General features: G+C 70.3%; 25 protein-coding genes and 1 pseudogene. 12 read left to right on the top strand and 14 right to left on the bottom strand.

Translation table 11 applies throughout. The features are described 5' to 3' along the window. Window positions 1-32 precede the first annotated feature (32 nt). From clpB to AB0K18_RS47245, 6 genes and pseudogenes are all read right to left on the bottom strand, one after another. The gene (clpB, locus tag AB0K18_RS47270) at window positions 33-2606 is read right to left on the bottom strand and encodes an ATP-dependent chaperone ClpB (protein WP_364928775.1); all 2574 of its coding nucleotides are present in this window, start codon (window positions 2604-2606) and stop codon (window positions 33-35) included. Window positions 2607-2680: 74 nt separating this feature from the next. Next, window positions 2681-2962, bottom strand: a pseudogene (locus AB0K18_RS47265) (helix-turn-helix transcriptional regulator); the annotation flags it as partial. 4 nt (window positions 2963-2966) lie between these two features. Continuing rightward, window positions 2967-4151 carry a molecular chaperone DnaJ gene (gene dnaJ / locus AB0K18_RS47260; protein WP_364928772.1) on the bottom strand — a complete coding sequence of 395 codons (1185 nt, stop codon included), beginning with the start codon at window positions 4149-4151 and terminating at the stop codon, window positions 2967-2969. Between the two features lie 22 nt (window positions 4152-4173). Further along, window positions 4174-4773 (bottom strand): nucleotide exchange factor GrpE, encoded by a 600-nt coding sequence (grpE, locus tag AB0K18_RS47255; RefSeq protein ID WP_364928769.1) that lies wholly within the window; start codon window positions 4771-4773, stop codon window positions 4174-4176. Then, the gene (gene dnaK, locus AB0K18_RS47250) at window positions 4773-6647 is read right to left on the bottom strand and encodes a molecular chaperone DnaK (protein WP_364928766.1); all 1875 of its coding nucleotides are present in this window, start codon (window positions 6645-6647) and stop codon (window positions 4773-4775) included. Before dnaK ends, grpE begins: the two co-directional genes overlap by 1 nt. Window positions 6648-6929: 282 nt before the next feature. Next, the gene (locus tag AB0K18_RS47245; protein WP_364928764.1) at window positions 6930-7382 is read right to left on the bottom strand and encodes a hypothetical protein; all 453 of its coding nucleotides are present in this window, start codon (window positions 7380-7382) and stop codon (window positions 6930-6932) included. A gap of 76 nt (window positions 7383-7458) precedes the next feature. Between AB0K18_RS47245 and AB0K18_RS47240 the strand changes: the two genes are divergently transcribed. Genes AB0K18_RS47240 through AB0K18_RS47230 form a run of 3 tightly spaced genes read left to right on the top strand, consistent with a single transcriptional unit; the run spans window position 7459 to window position 9516 of the window. Then, window positions 7459-8340, top strand: coding sequence for a proline dehydrogenase family protein (locus AB0K18_RS47240; protein WP_364928833.1), 882 nt, complete (start codon window positions 7459-7461; stop codon window positions 8338-8340). A 55-nt stretch (window positions 8341-8395) separates the two neighbouring features. Further along, complete coding sequence (gene proC / locus AB0K18_RS47235; protein WP_364928761.1) at window positions 8396-9190, top strand: pyrroline-5-carboxylate reductase; 795 nt, start codon at window positions 8396-8398, stop codon at window positions 9188-9190. Next, a complete protein-coding gene (locus tag AB0K18_RS47230) occupies window positions 9187-9516 on the top strand; it encodes a MarR family transcriptional regulator (RefSeq protein ID WP_364928830.1) in 330 nt (109 codons plus the stop codon). Before proC ends, AB0K18_RS47230 begins: the two co-directional genes overlap by 4 nt. Before the next feature lie 63 nt (window positions 9517-9579). Here the strand turns inward: AB0K18_RS47230 and AB0K18_RS47225 are convergent, their stop codons facing one another. Further along, a complete protein-coding gene (locus tag AB0K18_RS47225; RefSeq protein WP_364928758.1) occupies window positions 9580-9924 on the bottom strand; it encodes a hypothetical protein in 345 nt (114 codons plus the stop codon). A 208-nt stretch (window positions 9925-10132) separates the two neighbouring features. Here AB0K18_RS47225 and AB0K18_RS47220 point away from each other — a divergent pair, with 208 nt between their 5' ends. Then, complete coding sequence (locus tag AB0K18_RS47220) at window positions 10133-10399, top strand: hypothetical protein (protein ID WP_364928756.1); 267 nt, start codon at window positions 10133-10135, stop codon at window positions 10397-10399. On the opposite strand, the gene AB0K18_RS47215 is transcribed toward AB0K18_RS47220, so the two are convergent. The 4 genes from AB0K18_RS47215 to AB0K18_RS47200 form a co-directional block, all read right to left on the bottom strand. Beyond that, a complete protein-coding gene (locus AB0K18_RS47215; protein ID WP_364928753.1) occupies window positions 10396-11136 on the bottom strand; it encodes an ABC transporter permease subunit in 741 nt (246 codons plus the stop codon). The genes AB0K18_RS47220 and AB0K18_RS47215 overlap by 4 nt on opposite strands. Continuing rightward, on the bottom strand, window positions 11133-12023 hold the full coding sequence (locus tag AB0K18_RS47210) for an ABC transporter ATP-binding protein (protein ID WP_355415470.1): 891 nt from the start codon (window positions 12021-12023) through the stop codon (window positions 11133-11135). Before AB0K18_RS47210 ends, AB0K18_RS47215 begins: the two co-directional genes overlap by 4 nt. An 80-nt stretch (window positions 12024-12103) precedes the next feature. Continuing rightward, entirely contained in the window at window positions 12104-12766 is a 663-nt protein-coding gene (locus AB0K18_RS47205) for a response regulator transcription factor (protein WP_355415472.1), read from the bottom strand. Beyond that, window positions 12763-13890 (bottom strand): histidine kinase, encoded by a 1128-nt coding sequence (locus AB0K18_RS47200; protein WP_364928748.1) that lies wholly within the window; start codon window positions 13888-13890, stop codon window positions 12763-12765. Before AB0K18_RS47200 ends, AB0K18_RS47205 begins: the two co-directional genes overlap by 4 nt. Window positions 13891-14020: 130 nt before the next feature. On the opposite strand from AB0K18_RS47200, the gene AB0K18_RS47195 reads away from it, so the two are divergent. From AB0K18_RS47195 to AB0K18_RS47160, 8 genes are all read left to right on the top strand, one after another. Further along, window positions 14021-15184, top strand: coding sequence for an acetoin utilization protein AcuC (locus tag AB0K18_RS47195; protein WP_364928745.1), 1164 nt, complete (start codon window positions 14021-14023; stop codon window positions 15182-15184). Window positions 15185-15198: 14 nt separating this feature from the next. Then, a complete protein-coding gene (locus AB0K18_RS47190) occupies window positions 15199-15981 on the top strand; it encodes a phosphatase (protein WP_364928742.1) in 783 nt (260 codons plus the stop codon). Window positions 15982-16293: 312 nt separating this feature from the next. Beyond that, window positions 16294-16497 carry a helix-turn-helix domain-containing protein gene (locus AB0K18_RS47185; protein WP_026214222.1) on the top strand — a complete coding sequence of 68 codons (204 nt, stop codon included), beginning with the start codon at window positions 16294-16296 and terminating at the stop codon, window positions 16495-16497. Window positions 16498-16671: 174 nt separating this feature from the next. Further along, entirely contained in the window at window positions 16672-16770 is a 99-nt protein-coding gene (locus AB0K18_RS47180) for an AURKAIP1/COX24 domain-containing protein (protein ID WP_018654693.1), read from the top strand. A gap of 22 nt (window positions 16771-16792) precedes the next feature. Then, the gene (locus AB0K18_RS47175; RefSeq protein WP_364928739.1) at window positions 16793-17788 is read left to right on the top strand and encodes an NAD-dependent epimerase/dehydratase family protein; all 996 of its coding nucleotides are present in this window, start codon (window positions 16793-16795) and stop codon (window positions 17786-17788) included. Window positions 17789-17823: 35 nt separating this feature from the next. Beyond that, window positions 17824-18693 (top strand): lysophospholipid acyltransferase family protein, encoded by an 870-nt coding sequence (locus AB0K18_RS47170; RefSeq protein ID WP_355415482.1) that lies wholly within the window; start codon window positions 17824-17826, stop codon window positions 18691-18693. Between the two features lie 84 nt (window positions 18694-18777). Further along, window positions 18778-19356 (top strand): RNA polymerase sigma factor, encoded by a 579-nt coding sequence (locus AB0K18_RS47165; protein ID WP_364928735.1) that lies wholly within the window; start codon window positions 18778-18780, stop codon window positions 19354-19356. A gap of 2 nt (window positions 19357-19358) precedes the next feature. Next, window positions 19359-20348, top strand: coding sequence for an LCP family protein (locus AB0K18_RS47160; protein WP_364928732.1), 990 nt, complete (start codon window positions 19359-19361; stop codon window positions 20346-20348). A 15-nt stretch (window positions 20349-20363) separates the two neighbouring features. On the opposite strand, the gene AB0K18_RS47155 is transcribed toward AB0K18_RS47160, so the two are convergent. From AB0K18_RS47155 to AB0K18_RS47145, 3 genes are read right to left on the bottom strand one after another with little or no spacing between them, the layout of a single operon-like run. After that, complete coding sequence (locus tag AB0K18_RS47155; RefSeq protein ID WP_364928730.1) at window positions 20364-21227, bottom strand: HAD-IB family hydrolase; 864 nt, start codon at window positions 21225-21227, stop codon at window positions 20364-20366. 30 nt (window positions 21228-21257) lie between these two features. Then, the gene (locus AB0K18_RS47150) at window positions 21258-21944 is read right to left on the bottom strand and encodes a DUF5667 domain-containing protein (RefSeq protein WP_364928728.1); all 687 of its coding nucleotides are present in this window, start codon (window positions 21942-21944) and stop codon (window positions 21258-21260) included. 60 nt (window positions 21945-22004) lie between these two features. Continuing rightward, the gene (locus AB0K18_RS47145; RefSeq protein ID WP_355415491.1) at window positions 22005-22643 is read right to left on the bottom strand and encodes a sigma-70 family RNA polymerase sigma factor; all 639 of its coding nucleotides are present in this window, start codon (window positions 22641-22643) and stop codon (window positions 22005-22007) included. Window positions 22644-22664: the final 21 nt, after the last annotated feature.

Here is a 22664-nt window from a genome sequence, read left to right as displayed (position 1 = left end):
GGGTGCGGCCCGCAGGGGTGCGCCGGCCCCGGTCAGGCGGCGCGCTGGATGAGGAGCTCGTCGTCGCCCAGCTCGACCTTGACCTCGTCGCCGTCCACGACCTCGCCCGACAGGACGGCCTTGGCGAGCTTGTCGCCGATGGCCGACTGCACCAGGCGGCGCAGCGGGCGGGCGCCGTAGAGCGGGTCGTAGCCGGTCAGGGCCAGCCACTCGCGGGCGGCGGGCGTGACCTCCAGCCGCAGCCGGCGGTCGGCCAGGCGCCGCGCCAGCCGCTCGACCTGCAGGTCGACGATCTGGGCCAGCTCCTCGGAGCCGAGCGCGTCGAACAGGATCACGTCGTCGAGCCGGTTGAGGAACTCCGGCTTGAACGAGCTGCGCACCGCCCCCATGACGGCCTCGCGCTTGGCGCCGTTCTCCAGGCTGGGATCGACCAGGAACTGCGAGCCGATGTTGGAGGTCAGGATGAGGATGGTGTTGCGGAAGTCGACCGTACGGCCCTGACCGTCGGTCAGCCGCCCGTCGTCGAGCACCTGCAGCAGGATGTCGAACACCTCGGGATGCGCCTTCTCGACCTCGTCGAGCAGCACCACGGTGTACGGGCGCCGCCTGACGGCCTCGGTGAGCTGGCCGCCCTCCTCGTAGCCGACGTAGCCGGGAGGCGCGCCGACGAGCCTGGCCACGCTGTGCTTCTCGGAGTATTCGCTCATGTCGATGCGGGTCATCGCCCGCTCGTCGTCGAACAGGAACTCCGCGAGCGCCTTGGCCAGCTCGGTCTTGCCCACGCCCGTGGGGCCGAGGAACAGGAACGAGCCGGTGGGCCTGTCGGGGTCGGCGATGCCGGCCCTGCTGCGGCGTACGGCGTCGGAGACCGCCTGGACGGCCGGCCGCTGCCCGATGAGCCGCCTGCCCAGCTCCTCCTCCATGCGCAGCAGCTTGGTCGTCTCGGCCTCGAGGAGCCGCCCGGCGGGGATGCCGGTCCACGACGAGATCACCTCGGCGATGTCGTCGGCGCCGACCTCCTCCTTGACCATGGCGTTCTCCGGCGGCGCCGCCTCGGAGGCGGCCTTGAGGGCCTGCTCCAGCCGGGGCACCTCGGCGTACATCAGCCGCGACGCCGCCTCGAAGTCGCCGTCGCGCTGGGCCCGCTCGGCCGCGCCGCGCGCCTCGTCGAGCTGCTTCTTCAGCTCACCGACCTTGTTGAGCCCGGCCTTCTCGTGCTCCCAGCGGCCGACGAGGGCGTTGAGCTCCTCCTGGCGGTCGGCCAGCTCTTGACGCAGGCGTTCGAGCCGCTGGACGGAGGCCTCGTCAGTCTCCTTCGACAGCGCCAGCTCCTCCATCTTCAGCCGGTCGACGCTGCGCTGGAGCTGGTCGATCTCCACGGGACGCGAGTCGATCTCCATGCGCAGCCGCGAGGCGGCCTCGTCGACGAGGTCGATGGCCTTGTCGGGCAGGAAGCGGTTGGTGATGTAGCGGTCGGACAGCGCGGCGGCGGCGACCAGCGCGCTGTCGGCGATCTGGACCTGGTGGTGTGCCTCGTAGCGGCCCTTGAGCCCGCGCAGGATCGCGATGGTGTCCTCGACCGTGGGCTCGCCGACGTAGACCTGCTGGAAGCGGCGCTCCAGCGCCGGGTCCTTCTCGATGCGCTCGCGGTATTCGTCGAGCGTGGTCGCGCCGATCATGCGCAGCTCGCCGCGGGCCAGCATGGGCTTGAGCATGTTGCCGGCGTCCATGGCGCCCTCGCCGGCGCCCGCGCCGACGACGGTGTGCAGTTCGTCGATGAACGTCACGATCTGCCCGTCGCTCTCCTTGATCTCGGAGAGCACGGCCTTGAGCCGCTCCTCGAACTCGCCGCGGTATTTCGCGCCGGCCACCATCGCGCCCAGGTCGAGCGAGATGAGCCGCTTGTTGCGCAGCGACTCGGGCACGTCGCCGGCCACGATGCGCTGGGCCAGGCCCTCGACGACGGCGGTCTTGCCGACGCCGGGCTCGCCGATGAGCACCGGGTTGTTCTTGGTGCGGCGGCTGAGCACCTGGACGACGCGGCGGATCTCGGTGTCGCGGCCGATGACCGGGTCGAGCTTGCCGCCGCGGGCGCGCTCGGTCAGGTCGACGCCGTACTTCTCCAGGGCCTGGTAGGTGTCCTCGGGCGTCTCGCTGGTGACGCGGGCGTGGCCGCGTACCTTCTCGAAGGCGTCGAGCAGCGCCTGCGGGGTCGCGCCCTGCGACTTCAGCAGGTCGGCGGTCTGGCCACCGTCGGCCGCCAGGCCGACCAGCAGGTGCTCGGTCGAGACGTAGAGGTCTTCGAGCCGGTTGGCGTGCTGGGCGGCGGTGTTCATGACGGTCAGCAGCTGGCGCGAGCTCGACGGCGCCCCCACCGTCGCGCCCTGCGCCTTCGGCAGCGCGGCGAGCTGCTCCTCGGTGCGCGTCCGCAGCGCCCGCCAGTCGGCCCCCACGGCCTCCAGCAGCGGCACGGCCGTGCCCCCGGTCTGCGAGAGCAGCGTGCTGAGCAGGTGAGCGGGAGCGATCTCGGGGTTGCCCTCAGCGGCGGCACGCCGCATGGCACCCGAGAGCGCTTCCTGGCTCTTCTGGGTGAGCTTGTAGTCCATGGTTCTTACGCCCCCGGTGGCAGCTGGTAGCGGATCAGCGCCTTGACCATCCGCATCTCGGCGCGCAGGCGGTGCACTTCCTCGCGCAGCCGGAGAGCTTCGTTCTCGAGCTCGAGTATCCGCTTGATGCCCGCGAGGTTGATGCCCTCCTCCTGGGAGAGCCGCTGCACCTCGCGGAGCTGGATGATGTCTCTTGTGGAGTAGAGGCGGCCGCGCCCCGCCGTGCGGCCGGGGCTGACCAGGCCGAGCCGGTCATATTGCCGCAGGGTCTGCGGGTGCAGCCCCGACAGCTGCGCGGCCACCGAGATCACGTAGACAGGGGTGTCATCAGACAGGTCGAAATAGTTGGCGTCCATCCGCTCACTCGCTTCTGGCTCGCTGAATCAGCTCGGCGCGCGGGTCCTCACCCGCGGTCGCGGTGTTGAACTCGGTGAGGAGCTCGCGCGATTTGTCGTCGAGCGTCTTCGGCACGAGCACCTCGACAGTGGCGAGCAGGTCGCCCTTGGTGCCGTCTTTCCTCGTGACACCCCTGCCACGGATGCGGAACGTGCGCCCGTTGGGGGTGCCCGCGGGGATGCGCAGTGTGACCGGCATGCCCCTGAGGGTCGGCACCTTGATCTCGGCGCCCAGGGCGGCTTCCGTGAACGTCACCGGCACGGTGATCGTCAGGTTGTCGCCCGACCGGCCGAAGACGGCGTGCGGCTTGACGTGGGTCTGGATGTAGAGATCGCCCGCCGGACCGCCGTTCTCGCCCGGCGCGCCCTTCGCCTTGAGCTTGACCCGCTGGCCGTCGGCCACGCCGGCGGGGATGCGCGCCTGGATGGTGCGGGTGCTCTTGGCCCGGCCGCTGCCCTCGCACACGGGGCAGGGGTCGTCGACCAGCAGCCCGCGGCCCTTGCAGTCGCGGCACGGCTCGGAGAAGGCGAAGTTGCCCAGGTTGCGGCTGGCCGCGCCGGTGCCTTCGCAGGTGGGGCAGACCCTGGGGGTCGTGCCCGCCTTGGCGCCGGTGCCGCTGCACGCGGTGCAGGCGGCGGAGCTGGTCAGCCGCAGCGAGACGGTGGTGCCCTCGACGGCTTCGGTGAACGTCAGCGTCACCTCGGACTCGATGTCCTGGCCACGCCGCGCCCTGGTGGTGCCGCCGGTGGTGCGGCCTCCGGCGCCACCCCGGTTGAACAGCCCGCCGAACAGGTCGCCGAGCCGTTCGCCCGCGCTCCCGCCGGGACCCTGCTGGCTGGTGCCGCCGAACAGGTCACCGAAGTCGAACGGGAAACCGCCACCGCCCGGCGGCCGCTGGCCGCCCACCCCGGACCCGAACAGCGTGCGCGCCTCGTCGTACTCCTTGCGGCGCTTGGCGTCGGACAGGACGTCGTAAGCCTCGGAGACCTCTTTGAACTTGGTCTCCTTGGTGGAGTCGCCCTGGTTGGTGTCGGGGTGGTACTGCCTGGCCAGCTTCCGATACGCCTTTTTGATCTCTTCGGCGGTGGCGGTCTTGGGCACACCAAGGACGGCGTAGTAGTCCTTCTCCAGGTAGTCCTTGGTGCTCATCTACGGCCCTTCGTCCTTGTGGTCAGTTTTCTTCGTCGTCATCGGACGCCGCGGGAGCGTCCTCCGGCTCGGCGACGGCCACCCGCGCGGGGCGCAGCACCCGGTCACCCATCCGGTATCCAGGCTGCAGCACCTCGATCGCGGTCGGCTCGGTCACCTCCGTCGAGTAGCTGTGCATCAGCGCCTCGTGGACGGTCGGGTCGAACGGGTCGCCCTTCTGACCGTAGGCACTGAGGCCCAGCTTGGTCAGCACGGACTCCAGCGACTCGGCGACCTTGGCGAAACCGCCGGTCAGCTCGCCGTGTTCGCGGGCCCTGCCGATGTCGTCGAGGACGGGCAGGAGCTCCGTGAGCGCCCCGGCGACCGCCTGCTCGCGGACCGCCACGCGGTCGCGCTCGACCCTGCGGCGGTAGTTGGTGTACTCCGCCTGGAGACGCTGCAGGTCGGCCGTCCGCTCGGCGAGCTGGGCCGCCAGCTCGCCGTCCTGCGGCTCCAGCACGTCGCCGGGCACCTCTTGCGGCTGCTCGGCGGGCTGCTGGTCCCTCACCTGGCCCGTCTCAGGGTCGATCTTGCGGTTGTCGTGGATCACCGGCTCCTCGTGCCCGTTGTCACGCGGCGGCATCACTGGTCCTTCTTCGGCTGGTCGTCGTCCACGATCTCGGCTTCGACCACGTCGTCGTCGGCCTTCTGGCCGTCCTGACCGGCCGAGGCGTCCTGCGGGGCGCCCTCGGGGCCGGCCTGCTGGCCCTGGCCGGCGGCGTAGATGGCCGAGCCCATCTTCTGGCTCACGGTGGCGAGCTTCTCCGCCGAGGTGCGGATGACGTCGGTGTCGGTGCCCTCCAGAGCCTTCTTCAGCTCGGCGAGGGCGTCGTTGACCTCGGTCTTGATGTCGCCGGGGACCTTGTCGTCGTTCTCGCGGAGGAACTTCTCCGTCTGGTAGGCCAGACCGTCCGCGTTGTTGCGGACCTCGGCCTCCTCGCGGCGCTTCTTGTCCTCCTCGGCGTACGACTCGGCCTCGCGCATCATCCGCTCGATGTCGTCCTTCGGCAGCGCGGAGCCGCCGGTGATCGTCATCGTCTGCTCCTTGCCCGTGCCCAGGTCCTTGGCGGAGACGTTGACGATGCCGTTGGCGTCGATGTCGAAGGTGACCTCGATCTGCGGGATGCCGCGCGGCGCCGGCGCGATGCCGGTCAGCTCGAACGTGGCCAGTTTCTTGTTGTAGGAAGCGATCTCACGCTCGCCCTGGTAGACCTGGATCTGCACCGACGGCTGGTTGTCCTCGGCCGTGGTGAAGACCTCGGAGCGCTTGGTCGGGATCGTCGTGTTGCGCTCGATGATCTTGGTGAAGATGCCGCCCTTGGTCTCGATGCCCAGCGACAGCGGGGTCACGTCGAGCAGCAGGACGTCCTTGACCTCACCCTTGAGCACACCCGCCTGGAGCGCGGCGCCGATGGCCACGACCTCGTCGGGGTTGACGCCCTTGTTGGGCTCCTTGCCGCCGGTCAGCTCCTTGACCAGGTCGGAGACGGCGGGCATGCGGGTCGAGCCGCCGACCAGCACCACGTGGGCGATGTCGGAGACCTTGATGCCGGCGTCCTTGATGACCTGGTTGAACGGGCCCTTGGTGCGCTCGAGCAGGTCAGCCGTCAGCCGCTGGAACTCGGAGCGGGTCAGCTTCTCGTCGAGGTGCAGCGGGCCCTCGGAGGAAGCCGTGATGTAGGGCAGGTTGATGTTGGTCTCGGACTGGCTGGACAGCTCGATCTTGGCCTTCTCGGCCGCCTCGCGCAGGCGCTGGAGCGCCATCTTGTCCTTGGCCAGGTCGACGCCGTGGGCGTTCTGGAAGCGCTTGACGAGCTCGTCGACGACGCGCTGGTCCCAGTCGTCACCACCGAGGTGGTTGTCACCGGAGGTGGCCTTGACCTCGACGAAGCCGTGGCCGTCCTCCTGGCCGACGTCGAGCAGCGACACGTCGAAGGTGCCGCCACCGAGGTCGAAGACCAGGATCGTCTGGTCCTGCTCCTTGTCGAGCCCATAGGCGAGGGCCGCGGCGGTCGGCTCGTTGATGATGCGGAGCACGTTGAGGCCCGCGATGGTGCCGGCCTCCTTGGTGGCCTGCCGCTGGGCGTCGTTGAAGTAGGCGGGGACGGTGATCACCGCGTCGGTGATCTTCTCGCCGAGGTAGGCCTCCGCGTCCTGCTTGAGCTTCTGCAGGACGAAGGCGCTGATCTGCTGCGGCGAGAACTTCTTGCCGTCGATCTCCTGGGACCAGTTGGTGCCCATCTCGCGCTTGACGGAACGGATCGTCCTGTCGACGTTGGTGACGGCCTGCCGCTTGGCGACCTCTCCGACGAGGACCTCGCCGTTCTTGGCGAAGGCGACCACGGACGGGGTGGTCCGCGAGCCCTGCGCGTTCGCGATGACGGTGGGCTCACCGCCCTCGAGGATCGAGACGACGGAGTTGGTCGTCCCAAGGTCGATACCTACCGCACGTGCCATGAGTACGTCCTTGTAGTCAAAGTTGAGTCGTTTGGACTCAACCTATGGATGGGTGTCGCCTTTGTCAAACGACTTGAGCCTACCTGACTCAACCCCCCTGAGCGCTGATGCATTCCCCCTGACGAGCACGAACAGCGGAGAAGACCACACCGGGGCCAACGAGACCGGGCCTAGCCGGGTTCCGGGTTCAGGGGCGACTCAGGGACATCTCAGGGACTCAGGGGACAGCTCAGGGACGAAAGAACGGGGCCCGGCGCGTGCCGGACCCCGTTCGAGGAGGATCTACTTCTTGGCGCCGTCGGCCAGCTTGCGCTCGCCCAGCGGCTTCTTGAGCTTGACCGTCGTGGTCTTCTCGACGGCCATCATGATGCAGGCCGTGTTCCTCGCCTTGGCGGCGGTGCCCTCGTACAGGGTGACGGTGACCTTCTTGGCGGTCTCCTTCACCTTGACCCGGTCGAGCACCGTGCACGGCTCCACCCCCGACCACCACGTGAGCTGGACCTTCCGGCCCTTGTCGACCGGCTTCGCCTTGGTCCAGCGGACCTTGCGTACGTTGATCGCGTCGCCCCGCGGCTTGACCACCTGGGGCTTCTTCGTGGGCGCCGTGGTCACCGGCTCCGACACGATCGGTGGCCTGCCGGGGGTCGTGGCGGCCACCCGCTGCTGCTCCGGCGAAGGCGCGGCGGCGCAGGCCGTCGCGAGCGCGAGACATCCGGCCAGGAGAGTCGCTGTCATAGTCCGCATACCCCTAGGACGGATTCCGCTCCCCGGCGGTTCAAGCGGAGCGGTTCGAGTGATTAGTGTGGATCTCGTGCTCCGTCAGGCCATGCTCGCCCTTGCCAAGAGCCGGCGCGCCGAACGGCTCGTCACCACCTCGCCGCTGACCGCGGACGTGGTCGATCGCTATGTCGCGGACGACGTCGCGCGCGTGGTCGGCGCGCTGACCCGCGAGGGGCTGCTGGTCAGCGTCGACCACCTCGGCGAGGAGGTCACCGACGAGGCCGCGGCGGGACAGGCCGTCGCCCATTACCTCGCGCTGCTCGACCTGCTGCCCGCGGGGGCCGACGTGTCGGTCAAGCTCACCGCGCTCGGGCTGCGGCTGTCGCAGCGGCTCGCGCTCGAACACGCCGGCGCCATCTGCGCCGCCGCCGCCCGGCGGGACCTCACGGTGACGCTCGACGCCGAGGAGCACGACACGATCGCCGGGCTGCACGCCGTGCACGCCGCGCTGCGCCGCGAGCATCCCGGCGTGGGCGTGGTGGTGCAGTCGTACCTGCCCGACTCGCTCGACCGGTGCGAGAAGCTCGGCGGCGCCCGCGTACGGCTGTGCAAGGGGGCCTACACCGCGCCCGGCGCCTACACCAGGCCGGCCGACATCGACCGCTCCTACGTACGGTGCCTGAAAGTCCTCATGTCCGGCACCGGCTACCCCATGGTCGCCACCCACGACCCCAGGCTGATCCGCATCGCCGCCACGCTCGCCGAGCTGGCCGGCCGCGACGCGACCGGCTTCGAGTACCAGATGCTGTACGGCGTGCGCCCCGACGAGCAGCGCCGCCTGGCCGGACTGGGCGCGCGGGTGCGCGTCTACGTGCCGTACGGCTCCGACTGGTACCCCTATCTCATGCGCCGCCTCGCCGAGCGGCCGAGGAACCTGGCGTTCTTCCTGCGCTCGCTGCTGTCGCGGCGGTAGCCGATAGGCTGCGAGACCTGGATCCAGCGTCCGTTCCGCACGAGGGGCTCCGAAGATGATCGCGATTCTGGGCACGGGCAAGATGGGCGAGGCCCTGCTGTCCGGGTTGTTGCGCGCCGGGTTCAAGCCGGGCGACATCCTGGCGACCACGCGCAGGGAGGAGCGGGCCCAGGCGCTGCGCGAGACGTACGGCGTGCGCGTCGTGTCCAACTCCGAGGCCGCCAAGGCCGCCGACACGCTCATCCTCGCCGTCAAGCCTCAGGACATGGGCACGCTGCTGGCCGAGATCGCCTCCTACGTGCCGGCGCAGACGCTGGTGATCAGTGCCGCCGCGGGCATCACCACGTCGTTCGTCGAGCAGCGGCTGGGGGTGGAGGTCCCGGTGGTGCGGGTGATGTCCAACACGCCGATCAAGTTCGACGAGGCGATGAGCGTGATCTCGGCGGGGGCGCACGCCGGCGAGGAGCATCTCAAGCTCGCCGAGGGGCTGCTGCGGCCGGTCGGCAAGGTGCTGCGCATCCCCGAGTCGCAGCAGGACGCCGCGACGGCGCTGTCCGGCAGCGGGCCCGCCTACTTCTTCTACCTGGTCGAGGCCATGGTCGACGCGGGCATCCTGCTGGGCATGCCGCGCGCGGCGGCCCTCGACATGGTCACCCAGTCGATCGTGGGGGCGGCGGTGATGCTGCGCGACTCGGGCGAGCACCCGGTCATCCTGCGCGAGGCGGTCACCTCGCCGGGCGGCACGACCATCGCGGCCATCGCGGAGCTGGAGCGCCACAGCGTGCGCGCGGCCTTCCTCGCCGCCATCGAGGCCGCCCGCGACCGGGGCCGCGAACTCGCCTCCGGCTGACCTCCGGGCGATCGGCGACGTTCCAGGCGCTGTGGGCCATCGATCCGGCCGAGCCGCCGCCGTCGATGAAGGTGATGGCGGAGCGGCTGCACTGCAACGCTCCCAACCTGACGTTCATCACCAACCAGCTCACCGAGCGAGGGCTGGTCGAGCGCGCCGTCGATCCGTACGATCGGCGCTCGCGCGTCCTGGTCCTGACCGACCGGGGGCGTCAGATCCGCGAGGAGCTGCTCAAGACGACGCTGGAGAAGACTCCGCTGAAGGTGCTGACGGACGCCGAGTTGCGGCAGCTCATGGGGCTGCTGAGCCGCGTCGTCGAGCCTTAGGACGATCGGCCCTGCCGCCCCGGCCGGACGCGGGGCGGCAGGTTCACCGCAGGAACGGTGGTTCTACCACTTGCTGGAGCAGACCGAGATGCGCTTGGTGGAGAAGTTGCCGATCCTGAACGACTTGGTCTTCGGCGCGATCCGGCCGTTGGACAGGCGCTCCAGCTTGAACGTGCCGGGCCGGCCGCGCCAGTAGCCCGTGCCGGTCGACTTGCGGGCGGAGGACGCGACGCCGGGGCCCTTGAGGATGATCGTCACATCGCCCACCTTCGAGCAGTTCCAGGTCAGCTTCACCAGCGCGTACGGCGGGGTGGCCGAGGCCGAGGCGGGGGCGATGCCGACGGCCGCCATGGCGAGGCCCGTCGCGAGCGCGCCGGTGAGGACGGAACGCCGGAGAGTGCGCAGCATAGTGATCCTTTCCCGTTTGATCGCGGCCACCATAGCGGCATCGCGACGCGGGTGTCGTCCGGAGAACCGCCTCTGACCTTTTGGTTTTCACCGAAATACGGCTGCTTACCTGCCTCTGTCGCGCTACGTGAGGATTCGGCGCCCAGCACCCGGAGCCCCAGGTTCGGCGTGCCTGTGGAACGCGGACGGCGGGATCACGATAGGTCGGGTGACGGTCCGACGCGGGCTCGCCCCGCTGCGCGTCCTGTCAGCACTGACCGGCTGCACCACGGAAGAACCGGCGGCCGTGGCGCTCGCCGAGGTACGCCGTGCGCCGGTCACCGAGGTCGTCGAGGCGCCCGCCACCGTCGGCGCGCGGGCCACCGCGACCCTGCGCTCCCCGGCTCAGGGGACGATCGCCAAGCTGCACGTCCGGCGCGCAGGGCGGGCCGGATGGATCCGGTCGTCGCCCTGCGCGCCGAGTGAGACGTTCTAGGCGTCGCGCCGCCGCATCAGTACGGCCCCCGCCAGCACCGTCACGGCGATCCACACGAGGTAGACGCCGAACCCGCTCCACGTCCCCAGCGACTCGCTGGACTGCCCGAAGACCACCAGGGACCCGGCGTTGGTGGTGAAGTAGTCGGACACGGTCTGCCCCCACGCGCCCGGCAGCATGTTCGTGAGCTGCGGCAGCACCAGCATCAGTGCGACGGCCGACAGGAGCGCACCCGGCGTGTGCCGGACGAGCGTGCCGAGCCCCAGCCCGAACAGCCCGCACGCGGTCAGGTAGAGCGTGCAGCCGAGGCCCGCGCGTACGGCGTCGCCGATCTCGAACCCGGTCGGCTGCATGATGACCACGCCGATGGCGAGCGCGGCGGCCGAGGAGACCGCGCTGACTACGAGCGCCGTCGCGGTGAACACGACCAGCTTGCCCGTCAGCAGCTTGTACCGCTGAGGCACGGCCATCAGCGACGTCCTGATGCCTCCCGTGCGGTACTCGCTGGAGATCACCAGCACGCCCAGCGTGGCCAGGGCGAGCGTGGCGAAGAGCGCGCCGGCGAGGCTCATGGAGAGCACCTCCTCGGCCGGGATCGGCCCGCTGCCGCTGGCGGTGGCGGCGACGCCCAGCAGCGTGCCGAAGCCGGCCATGAGCAGGAAGGTGACGCCGAGCGTCCACATCGTGGAGCGCACCGAACGGATCTTGGTCCATTCCGATCTCAGGATGTCGGTCATGACGAGTACTCCAGGCTGTCCTTGGTGAGCTCCATGTACGCGGCTTCGAGCGAGGGCTGCACGAACGTCAGCTCCTCCAGCGGTAGCCCCGCCCGCGCGGTGAGCGTGCCGATCTCGAGGGTGGTCATCGCGGTCACCCGCAGGTGGTCGGGGTGCAGCTCGCCCACCTTGACCAGCTCGGCGACCTCGGCCAGGCGGGGCGAGCGGACCCGTACGTAGCCCTGGGAGCTGCGCCCGATGAACTCCGGCACGCTGGTGTCGGCGATGAGCCGCCCCTTCCCGATCACGATGAGGTGGTCGGCGGTCTGCGCCATCTCGCTCATGAGGTGGCTGGAGACGAACACGGTCCGCCCCTCGGCGGCCAGCCCGCGCATGAAGGTGCGGATCCACAGGATGCCGTCGGGGTCGAGCCCGTTGACCGGCTCGTCGAACAACAGGATCTCGGGGTCGCCGAGCAGCGCCGCGGCGATGCCCAGGCGCTGCGCCATGCCGAGGGAGAACCCGCCGACGCGGCGCTTCGCCACGCCGCTCAGCCCGACGGTCTCCAGCACCTCGTCGATGCGGCTCGCCGGGATGCCGTTGCTCTGGGCGATGGCCAGCAGGTGGTTGCGCGCGCTGCGCCCGCCGTGCACGGCCTTGGCGTCCAGCAGCGCGCCGACCTTGCGGAGGGGGTGCTTCAGCTCCGCGTACGGCTTGCCGTCCACGAGCACGGAGCCGCCGGAGGGGTGGTCGAGTCCGAGGATCATGCGCATGGTGGTCGACTTGCCCGCCCCGTTGGGGCCGAGGAAGCCGGTCACCCTGCCGGGCTCGACGTCGAACGACAGGTCGTCGACGGCCACGGTGCCGCCGTAACGCTTGCTCAGGTTGGTTGCCCGAATCGCGGTCATGACTCAAGCGTGCCGTCGCGCGCCCCCGACCACCTCCTGCCCGCGGACCGTTCGCGCGGCGGCGTTCTGGGACCCTGGTCCTACTCTCCGGGTCGGACGAGGCCCGCCTCGTACGCGGCGATCACCGCCTGCGCCCGGTCCCTCACGCCGATCTTGGCGAACAGGCTCGTCACGTGGTTCTTGACGGTCGAGGGGGAGACGGACAGCTCGGCGGCGATCTCGGTGTTGGAGCGGCCGCGGGCGATCAGCACGAGGATCTCCTGCTCGCGCACGGTCAGCCCGGCCAGCTCGGCGGGGGTGGATCGCGGCGGCGTGGTGCGGACGTACGTGCCGATCAGCCGGGTCAGCAGCCGGGGCGCGACGGCCGACTCGCCGCGGTGCACGACGCGGACGCCCTCGATCAGCTCCTCGGGGGAGACGTCCTTGGGCAGGAAGCCGTCGGCGCCCGCGCGCAGTGCCGCCACCACGTTCTCGTCCAGGTCGAACGTGCTCAGCGCGAGCACCCGCACCTGCGGCAGCTCGGCGGTGATCAGCTCGGTGGCGCGCACGCCGTCCATGCCGGGCATGTGCAGGTCCATGAGCACCACGTGGGGCCGCAGCCGCCGGCTCAGCTCCACCGCCTGCTCGCCGTCGGCCGCCTCGCCGACCACGCCCAGATCGGGCTGGGCGTCCAGCATCAGCTTGAAGCCCCTGCGCACGAGCGCGTGGTCGTCGGCGAGCAGCACCCTGATCGCGGCCGTCATGCGCTCTCCAGCGGGATGCGGGCGTGCACGCGGAATCCTCCTTCTGGCCTTGGCCCCGTCGAGAGCCGGCCGCCGCACAGGGCCACCCGCTCCGCCATGCCGCCCAGCCCGAAGCCCGGGGGCGTGCCGTCGTTCTTGGCCACGCCGTCGTCGAGCACCTCGACCTCCACGGCCTCCGGATCATAGGTCAGCAGCACGCTGGCCCTGGCGCCGACGGCGTGCTTGCGGGTGTTCGTCAGCGCCTCCTGGACGATCCGGTAGACGGCGTGGTCCACGGCGGCGGGCAGCCCGACGGGCTCGCCCGTCACGGTCAGGGCGGCCGGCAGGCCCGCCGAGCCCGCCTCCTTGATGAGGGCGGGCAACCGGTCGGTGCCGACCCCCGTCGCCGCGTCCGCGCCCTCCCCGCCCTCGGCCCTGAGCACGTCGAGCAGCCGCCGCATCTCGGACATGGCCTGGCGGGCGGTCTGCTCGGCGCTCTCCAGCGCCTCCCTCGTGACCTGCTGCTCGGGCGGCAGCGTGGCCCTGGCGCCGCCGACCAGCGCGTTGATCACGGTGATGTGGTGCGCCACCACGTCGTGCAGCTCCCTGGCGATGCGCCTGCGCTCGGCGCGTACGGCGGCGTCGGCGGCCTCGCGGGTGGTGCGTTCCCGCAGCTCGGTCCTGAGCCGGACGAGCTGGCCGGCGCCCACGAACACGCCGACCAGGAACAGGGCGCTCAGCCAGCTGTTGACGCCGGGCCTGCCGATCTCCATGGCGACGGCGTACAGGGCGAAGGACGCCGCGGAGGCGATCGCGGTGGCGCGGCCCGCCGTGTAGCGGCCCAGGCTGTAGAGCATGACGGCACTGTGCACGTTCGAGCCGGTCACCAGGCCGGTCGCCATCGAGACGGCGTCCACGGCGACCACCGCGCCGGTCGTGAGGAGCGGCCGGTTGCGGCGCATGAGCAGGAACAACGTGCCCACCAGGTACGTGACGTTGCCCGGGAGCATCTCCGTCATGCCCAGCACGCCCGTCACGACGCTGATCAGCCCGGGCAGGCACAGCACGATCACCAGCGTGCGGTCGGACACCGTGGGCCGCCGGAAGAACCGCACGATGTTCATGAACGTCCGTGCTAAGCGCACGCTAAGACCCTAAATCACGAGATTTAGATATCGACGTGATCTTTCGGGCCACTTGAGGCCGGGCTACAACCAGCGGTCTGCGCTGCGGTAACGTCGGCGCAAGGCGAGGGCACGCGGCAGAGGGGTTGGCATGAGCCGTTCGGCACGGGTGATCTGGGACGACGCTCTGACCACCTACGACTTCGGCCCGAGCCATCCGCTGGCCCCCGTGCGCGTCGAGCTGACCATGGCGCTGGCCCGCGAGATGGGCGTGCTCGACAAGGTCGAGCTGGCCGGCTGTGAGCCGGCGAACGACGACGAGCTGGCGCGGGTCCACCACCGCGGCTACATCGAGGCCGTCAAACGCGTCTCCGCGTCCGGCCTGCCCGACATGAGCGCCGGGCTCGGCACCACCGACAACCCGGCCTTCGCGGGCGTCCACGAGGCCAGCGCGCTCATCGCCGGCGCCTCGCTGGCCGCCGCCCGCTCGGTCTGGGAGGGCACGGCCGAGCACGCCGTCAACGTGGCGGGCGGGCTGCACCACGCGATGCCGGCCCTGGCGAGCGGCTTCTGCGTCTACAACGATCCCGCGCTGGCCATCGCGTGGCTGCTGGAGCAGGGAGTGGGGCGCGTCGCGTACGTGGACGTCGACGTCCATCACGGTGACGGCGTACAGACGATCTTCTACGACGACCCCAGGGTGCTGACGATCAGCCTGCACGAGAGCCCGCGCACGCTGTTCCCCGGCACCGGCTTCCCGCACGAGACCGGCGCCGACGGCACGGCGGTCAACGTCGCGCTGCCCGCCGGCACCGGCGACGCGGGCTGGCTGCGCGCCTTCCACGCGGTGGTGCCGCCGCTGCTGCACGAGTTCGGGCCGGAGATCCTGGTGACCCAGCACGGCTGCGACAGCCACGCGCTCGACCCCCTCGCCAACCTGATGCTGAGCGTCGACGGCCAGCGGGCCGCCTACGAGGCGCTGCACCGCCTGGCCCACGAGACGGCGGGCGGGCGCTGGATCGCGACCGGCGGTGGCGGCTACGAGCTGGTGCAGGTGGTGCCGCGGGTGTGGACGCACCTGATGGCCGAGCTGGCCGGGCATCCGATCGATCCGGCCACGCCGACGCCCGAGGAGTGGCGCAGGTTCGTCCGCCAGCGTACGGGGGAGACACCACCCCTCACCATGACAGACGGCCGCCATCCGGAATTCAGCGACCTGTCTGGTGGTTATGATCCAGCGGACCCCATTGACCGTGCGGTCATGGCGACCCGGCAAGCGGTGTTCCCCCTGCACGGCCTCGATCCGATGCCCTGACGAGGAATGAAGCAGTGCTGAGCCGCGACGAACTTCGAGATCACCTTGTTCACAGCCGCATCGCCGGCGATGTCGCGACCTCTCGCGAGAACAACCTCGACCACTACAGCTCGCTGGCCAACGGCGACCCCTACTACGCGCTGGGCCTGACCTTCGACCAGCCGTGGTCCTACCGCGACATCCTGGCCCTCATGGCCAAGTCCGCGGGCGTCGTCGCCGACCCCGACCACCGCTACGGCCAGGACACCATCGACCCCGACCTGACCATCGACGCGCTCGACGCGATGGCCGAGCGCATCGCCGCCGTGCTGACGCGGCCCGAGCCCCGCGTCCTGTTCGCCACCGGGCACCCCACGGGCCTGCTCGCCGTGCACCTGCCGCTGGCGGCCTTCTGCGTGGCGCGCGGCGCGCGGCTGCTGACCCCTGCCGAGGGCTGGTCGTACGCGGGCTCCGGCTTCGGCAGGCCGCGCAGGATCCGTTACCTCCAGGACGTCGCGATGCTCGATGACAGGGGCGCGCTCGTGCACACCCACGACGCGATCCCGATGCGCCACATGCTGGACGAGCTGGGCGGCGACCTCCCTGACCTGGTGATCGCCGACCACGGCTGGGCCGGAGCGGCGGGCGAGGCGGGGGTGCCGACGGTGGCCTTCGCCGACTGCAACGACCCCGGGCTGTTCCTCGGGGAGGCGGAGGGCAAGCTTGACGTGGTCGTGCCACTTGACGACAACGTGCTACCCCGCTATTACTCTCCGTTGACGGAGCGGCTAGTCACAGAAGTCTCACGAGCCCTTTGAGTCGATAACGGCCCTCCCCATACCGTCTTTTCGCGCCTGCATTCCAAGGGGCTCGCTGTCCCTTTGCCAACTTTTGGCAGGGCTCCGGCGACTCTTATGTGTGGCAGCTTGGACAGTTCCAGCGTCCAGGCGAGGTGCTTGGCCAGGCGGTTGGCCAGCGATTTCGCTGGTTCGGCTGACAGGTGGCTCCGTCGGCTGGAAAAATAGGGGGTTTGCGCACTCGGAGTCCCGACTTACGCTGACGGCAGTACACGTGCGTGAGCAATGGCACCAGTGGGGATAACCCGGAAACACGTGCGGAAGAGGCGTCCGATGGGTGCAGGCGAAAGACCTCTCAGCGAGGTGAAGTTCCTGACCGTCGCAGAAGTGGCGACGGTCATGAGGGTGTCCAAGATGACGGTGTACCGGCTCGTCCACTCCGGCGAGCTGCCGGCCATCCGAGTCGGCCGCTCGTTCAGGGTGCCTGAGCAGGCGGTACACGATTATCTCCGGGAGGCCTACATCGAGGCAGGATGACGTAGCGACACGCCCGAACGTGTCGTGAGTGTGTCGCGGGAGAGGCCCGGCCGCCCGCTGGTACGGCCGGGCGCTCACCCCCCGAGGGGCGATCTACCGTGGATCGCCGGTAGTCTGTGAGCCGGTGTGCGCTCGCACTCCGATTCAAACGTGCTATCAGTACCTGGGGGTCCCGTGGGCTCTGTGATCAAGAAGCGCCGCAAGCGGATGGCTAAGAAGAAGCACCGTAAGCTGCTCAAGAAGACGCGCATCCAGCGGCGCAACAAGAAGTAACCGACGCAGCTGCGAGGCGCTGATGACCCACACCGTGCTTGTCACCGGGGTCTCGCGCCACATCGGCGCCCGGGTGGCGAGCGTTCTGGCGGCGGACCCGGACATCAGCCGTGTCATCGGAGTGGACACCGTGCCGCCCCCCTCGCTCACGCGAGACGGCGGCATCTCACTCGGCCGAACCGAGTTCGTCCGGGTGGATCTGCGCAGCCCCGACATCGCCCAGGTGATCGCGGCCGCGGACATCGACACCGTTGTGCACATGAGCCTGGTCAGCGCTCCCTCACGCAATGGGGGCAGGGCTGCCATGAAAGAGCACAACGTCATCGGCACCATGCAGTTGCTCGGTGCCTGCCAGCGGTCGGCGACCGTGCGGCGCGTGGTGGTGCGATCCACCACCGCCGTCTACGGCTCGTCTCCCCGCGATCCCGCGGTGTTCACCGAGGACCTGGAGCCGCATGACGGCCCCGTCCACGGCTATGCCAAGGACGCGGCCGAGGTCGAGGGCTACGTACGCGGTTTCGCGCGGCGGCGTCCCGACGTCACCGTGTCGCTGCTGCGCTTCGCCAACTTCATGGGCCCAGGCGTCGACTCGCCGCTGACGCGTTACTTCACCCAGCCGGTGCTGCCGACCGTGCTCGGCTTCGACCCGCGGCTGCAGTTCGTCCACGAGGACGACGCGGTCGAGGTGCTGCGCCGGATGGCGACCGAGGATCACCCTGGCACGTACAACGTGGCCGGGTCAGGCGTGTTGCTGCTGTCGCAGTGCGCGCGCCGGGCGGGGCGGCCCTCGCTGCCGATGATCTCGCCCGCCTTCACCGTGCTCGGTGGTGCCGCGCGCCGGCTCGGCCTGGTCGAATACTCGCCCGAGCAGCTGCGGCTGATGAGCCACGGCCGCGCGGTCGACACCGCGCACCTGGAGGCCGAGCTGGGCTGGAAGCCCAAGTTCAGCACCGGTGCGGCGTTCGACGACTTCCTGCGCTCGCGCGGGCTGCGTCCGCTGGGAAGTCTCCGCGCATGAGCGTTCCGCGCCCAGCGCCAGATGAGGAAGGCCGGGTGATTCCCATCACCGCGGCGCCGTCGTACGACGAGCCCGACCCCGTGGCCAAGGCGCTCGCCTTCATCAGGCGGCGGGTCACCGGCGACTACGAGGTCGACGAGTTCGGCTACGACCCCGAGCTGACCGACAAGGTCGTGCTTGAGCTGCTCAGGCCGCTCTACCGCCACTGGTTCAGGGTCGAGACGCTCGAGCTGAAGAACATCCCCGACGACAGTGGCGCGCTCATCGTGGCCAACCACTCGGGCACGCTGCCGGTCGACGCGCTGATGCTGCAGGTGGCGCTGCACGACGAGGCCGCCAGGCCGCTGCGGCTGCTCGGCGCCGACCTGGTCTACCAGCTTCCGCTGCTCAGCCACCTGGCCCGCAAGACCGGCCACACGCTGGCCTGCCGCGAGGACGCCGACCGGCTGCTGCGCAAGGGCGAGCTGGTCGGGGTGTTCCCCGAGGGCTTCAAGGGCGTCGGCAAGCCGTTCTCCGAGCGCTACAAGCTGCAGCGCTTCGGCCGCGGCGGCTTCGTGGCCTCCGCGATCCGCGCGGGCGTGCCGATCGTGCCCACCGCGATCGTCGGGGCCGAGGAGATCTACCCCAAGATCGGCGACCTGAAGTCGCTGGCCCGGCTGCTGGGGCTGCCCTATCTGCCGATCACCCCGTTCTTCCCGCTGCTCGGGCCGCTCGGCCTGGTGCCGCTGCCGTCGAAGTGGATGATCGAGTTCGGGGAGCCGATCCGCACCGACGAGTACGACCCGTCGGCCGCCGACGACCCCATGCTGGTCTTCAACATCACCGACCACGTGCGCGAGGTCATCCAGCAGCTGCTCAACGAGCTGCGGCTGCGCAGGGGACACGCCTTCCCCCCGCTCCTCTGACGCCGCCGGCGCGACGATCTCTCTGAACCCTGACGGCGGGTTGTGGCAAGACATCCGTGACCCATTCCCCGCAGAAGGGCGGAGATGATCACGCAACCCGCCGTCAGGGGTGCGGACGCCGAGCTCGTGAGCGCCTCGCTGACAGAACCCGAGGTGTTCGCCGAGCTCTTCGACCGCTACTCCGCCATGCTCTTCAGGTACGCCTCCAGACGCCTCGGCCCCGAACCCGCCGAGGACCTCGTCGGCGAGACGTTCCTGGTCGCCTTCTCTCGCAGGAAGAGCTACGACCTGGCCTACCCGGACGCCAGGCCGTGGCTCTTCGGCATCCTCACCAAGCTCATCTCCCGGCACCACCGCAGGGAGGCGGCCCGCTACCGCGCACTCCTGCGTGCCCCCGTCGACCACGAGGTGGAGTCGCCCGCCGACCGGGTGGCGGCCGGGGTGTCCGCCCGTGCCGTCCGCGCGGAGCTGGCCGGCGCCCTGGCCGCGCTGCCCGCCAGGGACCGCGACGTGCTGCTGCTGATCGCCTGGGGCGACCTCAGGTACGAGGAGGCCGCGCGAGCGCTCGGCATCCCTGTCGGGACCGTGCGCTCCCGCCTCAACAGGGGCAGGCGGAAGGTACGCGCGGCGCTCGGCGACACCAACCCCTTGGAGGAGGAGTGACGATGGACGACCTGAAGCTGCTCCGCGACCTCGGGGCCGAGCTGGAGCACCAGCCACCCGCCACCCTCGTCCGCCACCGCACGGGCTTCCTGCGCGGCCGTCCCCGGCGCAGGTGGCCGACGGCCGCGCTGGTCGCCGCGGGCACGGCCGCCGTTGTGGCGGTGACGACGGCGTTCGTCACCGGCTTCCCCGTGGCCGCGCCGTCCGTCGGCGGCCGGGTGGACATGAGTGGCGCCATGAACGTGCTGCTGATCGGCTCCGACACCCGGGACGGTCCTGGCAACGTGAAGTACGGGCCGCAGTTGCAGGGCTCAGGCCAGCGGTCCGACACCATCATCATCGTCCACCTGCCGGCCGACAGGGGCAGGGCCACCGTGGTCAGCGTTCCGCGGGACTCGATGGTGCGGGTCCCGTGCGGGCCGACGCCGGGCCGGACCGCCATGATCAATTCCGCGTACGACGACGGTGGCGCCACGTGCCTCAGGTCGACGCTGGAGAAGCTGACGGGCCTGCGCCTGGACCACACGGTCGAGGTGGACTTCTCCGGCTTCAAGACCATGGTGGACGCGCTCGGCGGCGTGCGGATCAAGGTGCCGGGGCCCGTGGACGACCGAGCCGCGAAGCTCAGGCTGCCCGCGGGCGAGCAACTGCTCGACGGCGAGAAGGCGCTCGGCTACGCCCGGCTGCGTCACTACGGCGACGGCTCGGACGTCGCGCGGATCAAGCGGCAGCAGGGGCTCGCGCGGGCGATGCTGGACAAGGCCCAGCGGCAGCTCGGCTCCGATCCCGCCAAGCTCAGAGCCTTCGTGTCGGCGGTGCGCGGGGCGGTGCGGACGGACCTCGGCGTCGAGGAGATGTACGAGCTGGCCACCCAACTCGCCAGGACCACGATGACCACGGTGTCGGTGCCCTGGGAGCCCTATCCGCAGGACCCGAACCGGCTCCGGTGGAAGCAGCCGGAGGCGGACAAGCTGTTCGGGACGCTGAAGTGAGCCGGCCGCAGTGATTCAGGGGCGGCCGCGGTAGAGGCGGCGCAGGGCGATGCCCGCTGCGACGCCGCCCGCGACCGCGCCCACGCCGGCCGCGATCGGCAGCGCCGTCATCGTGGCCTTGCGCCCGGTGCGGAAGTCCTTGACCGGCCAGTCGTGCTTGCGCGCGTATTCGCGCAGCTCGCTGTCGGGGTTGATGGCGACGGCGTTGCCGACCAGCGACAACATCGGCAGGTCGTTGGCCGAGTCGCTGTAGGCGGTGCAGCGGCTGAGGTCGAGCCCCTCCCTGCGGGCCAGGGCGCGCACCGCCTCGGCCTTGGCCGGGCCGTGGAGCAGGTCGCCGACCAGCCGGCCGGTGTAGACGCCGTTGCTGGTCTCGGCGACCGTGCCGAGCGCGCCGGTCAGGCCGAGCCGCTGGGCGATGACCCTGGCCAGCTCGATGGGGGTGGCGGTGACCAGCCAGACGCGCTGCCCGGCGTCGAGGTGGCTCTGGGCGAGCGCGCGGGTGCCGCCCCAGATGCGGTCGGCCATGACCTCGTCGTAGATCTCCTCGCCGAGGCGTACGACGTCGTCGACCTTGGCGCCCGCGACGAACGCCAGCGCCGTCTCCCTGGCCACCGCGATGTGCTCGGGGTTCTCGTTGCCGCGCAGCCGGAAGACGGCCTGCCCGACGGCGAACTTGACCAGGTCGGAGGTGGTGAACAGACCGCGCGTGGCCAGCCCGCGGGCGAAGTGGTAGATCGACGCGCCGCGCATCATGGTGTTGTCGACGTCGAAGAAGGCCGCGGACTCGAGATCGGGCTGGGCAGGCGCGACGGTCACCGCCGCCTGTGCGGCCGCCTCGCCTGCGACCTCCGGCTGCACTTCCTGTCGTCGTCGCATGAGCCGCCACATGGGCTTCAGCTTAGCTACCTACTCGGGGGCGGCCAGACCTTCGATGTAGCTGAGGTACCCCTCCGCCTGGGCCAGTTGATCCTCGTCGAGCTGCTGAAGCATCGGCTTGACGGCCTCCTTCTGGTCCCGCGCGAATTTCTTGATCTTCGGCGAGCGCGGCTCCGCGCGTTCGAGCCGGCTGATGCCCGCGCGGGTGGACTCCTCCATGTCCTTGAGCGTCTCGTCCACGAGCGGGCCGTCGGCCGACGAGCCGAGGAGGGTGGCGACCTCCTTGGCGCGGGCCTTGGCCGAGTCGAGCTCACGCGCGGCGCGTTCCGCGTCGTCGGACGTGAGGCGGACGAGCGTGGTCTCCGCGGCGCGCTTGAGCGGGTAGAGCGAGTCACCGGGCACCGCGCGGTAGGTGGCGAAGGAGGACACCATGAGCGCGGCCACCAGGCCCACGGTGGCGAGCTGGGACAGCAGGGGGCGGCCTCTGGAGCGGCGGCGGCGTCCGCGCCCGCGCAGGAGCCCGCCCAGGAGCGGCTGCGGCTTCGTGGCGGGCCGTTCCTCGGGCGCGTCGGGTTCGGCCGTGGCCAGGGCGCCCGACATCAGCTCGGCGCGCAGCCGTTCCTTGAACGCGGGCTCGGGCAGGCCGCCGAGCGGCAGCTCGCTCAGCTCGGTGAGGTGCACGAGCACGCGTACCCGCCGCTCGCGCGCGCCCCTCATGACGGCTCTCCCACCGGCACGGTCATGACACCTGGTTCAACGAGGGGCCGATGCCGGAGGTTACGCGAGGTCGTGCTTGAGAGCCCTGGCCAGCGCGCGGACGGCACGGAACTGCAGCGCTTTGATCGCTCCACTCTTCTTCCCCATGATCAGCGCGGTTTCCGCGAGCGAGAGGCCGTGCAGGAAGCGCAGGACGACGCATTCCTGTTGTTCGGGATTGAGATCTCGTACGGCACGCAGCACCCGATCGTTGATGATGGCCGTGACCACGGCGTTCTCGGGAATGTGGGAGCCGTCGAGCGGAACGTCGATCACCTCGCCCGTGGGGATCTCCAGCCGGTAGCGCCCTGACTTGAAATGGTCGGTCACCAGGTTTCTCGCGATGGTCACGAGCCAGGCTCCGAAGTCGCGCCCCTGCCAGGTGAAGTCGCCGATCCTGCGCAGCGCGCGCAGGAAGGTCTCGCTGGTGAGGTCCTCCGCCAACGGGTGCGAGCCCACCCGGAAGTAGATGTAGCGGTAGACCAGGTCGACGTAACGGTCGTAGAGCGTGCCAAAGGATTGCGTGCATCCGTTCTTGGCGTGCATCACCAGCGTACGGAGGTCGTCGGGCACGTCTTCGCGCACGGCGAGCTCGCCCGTCCGGGCAGGGCCGGCCACAGCTGGCGCCAGCAGCCCGGCGAACGGCGACGAGTCAGGCATCCGGTATCCCTAGGGGTAAGG

Origin of the sequence: Nonomuraea sp. NPDC049421, assembly GCF_040677005.1 — a bacterium.
In the GTDB taxonomy this organism is placed as follows: Bacteria; Actinomycetota; Actinomycetes; order Streptosporangiales; family Streptosporangiaceae; genus Nonomuraea; species Nonomuraea salmonea.
Note: the sequence above shows the minus strand (reverse complement) of the source record. Positions and strands in the feature narration are given on the sequence as shown.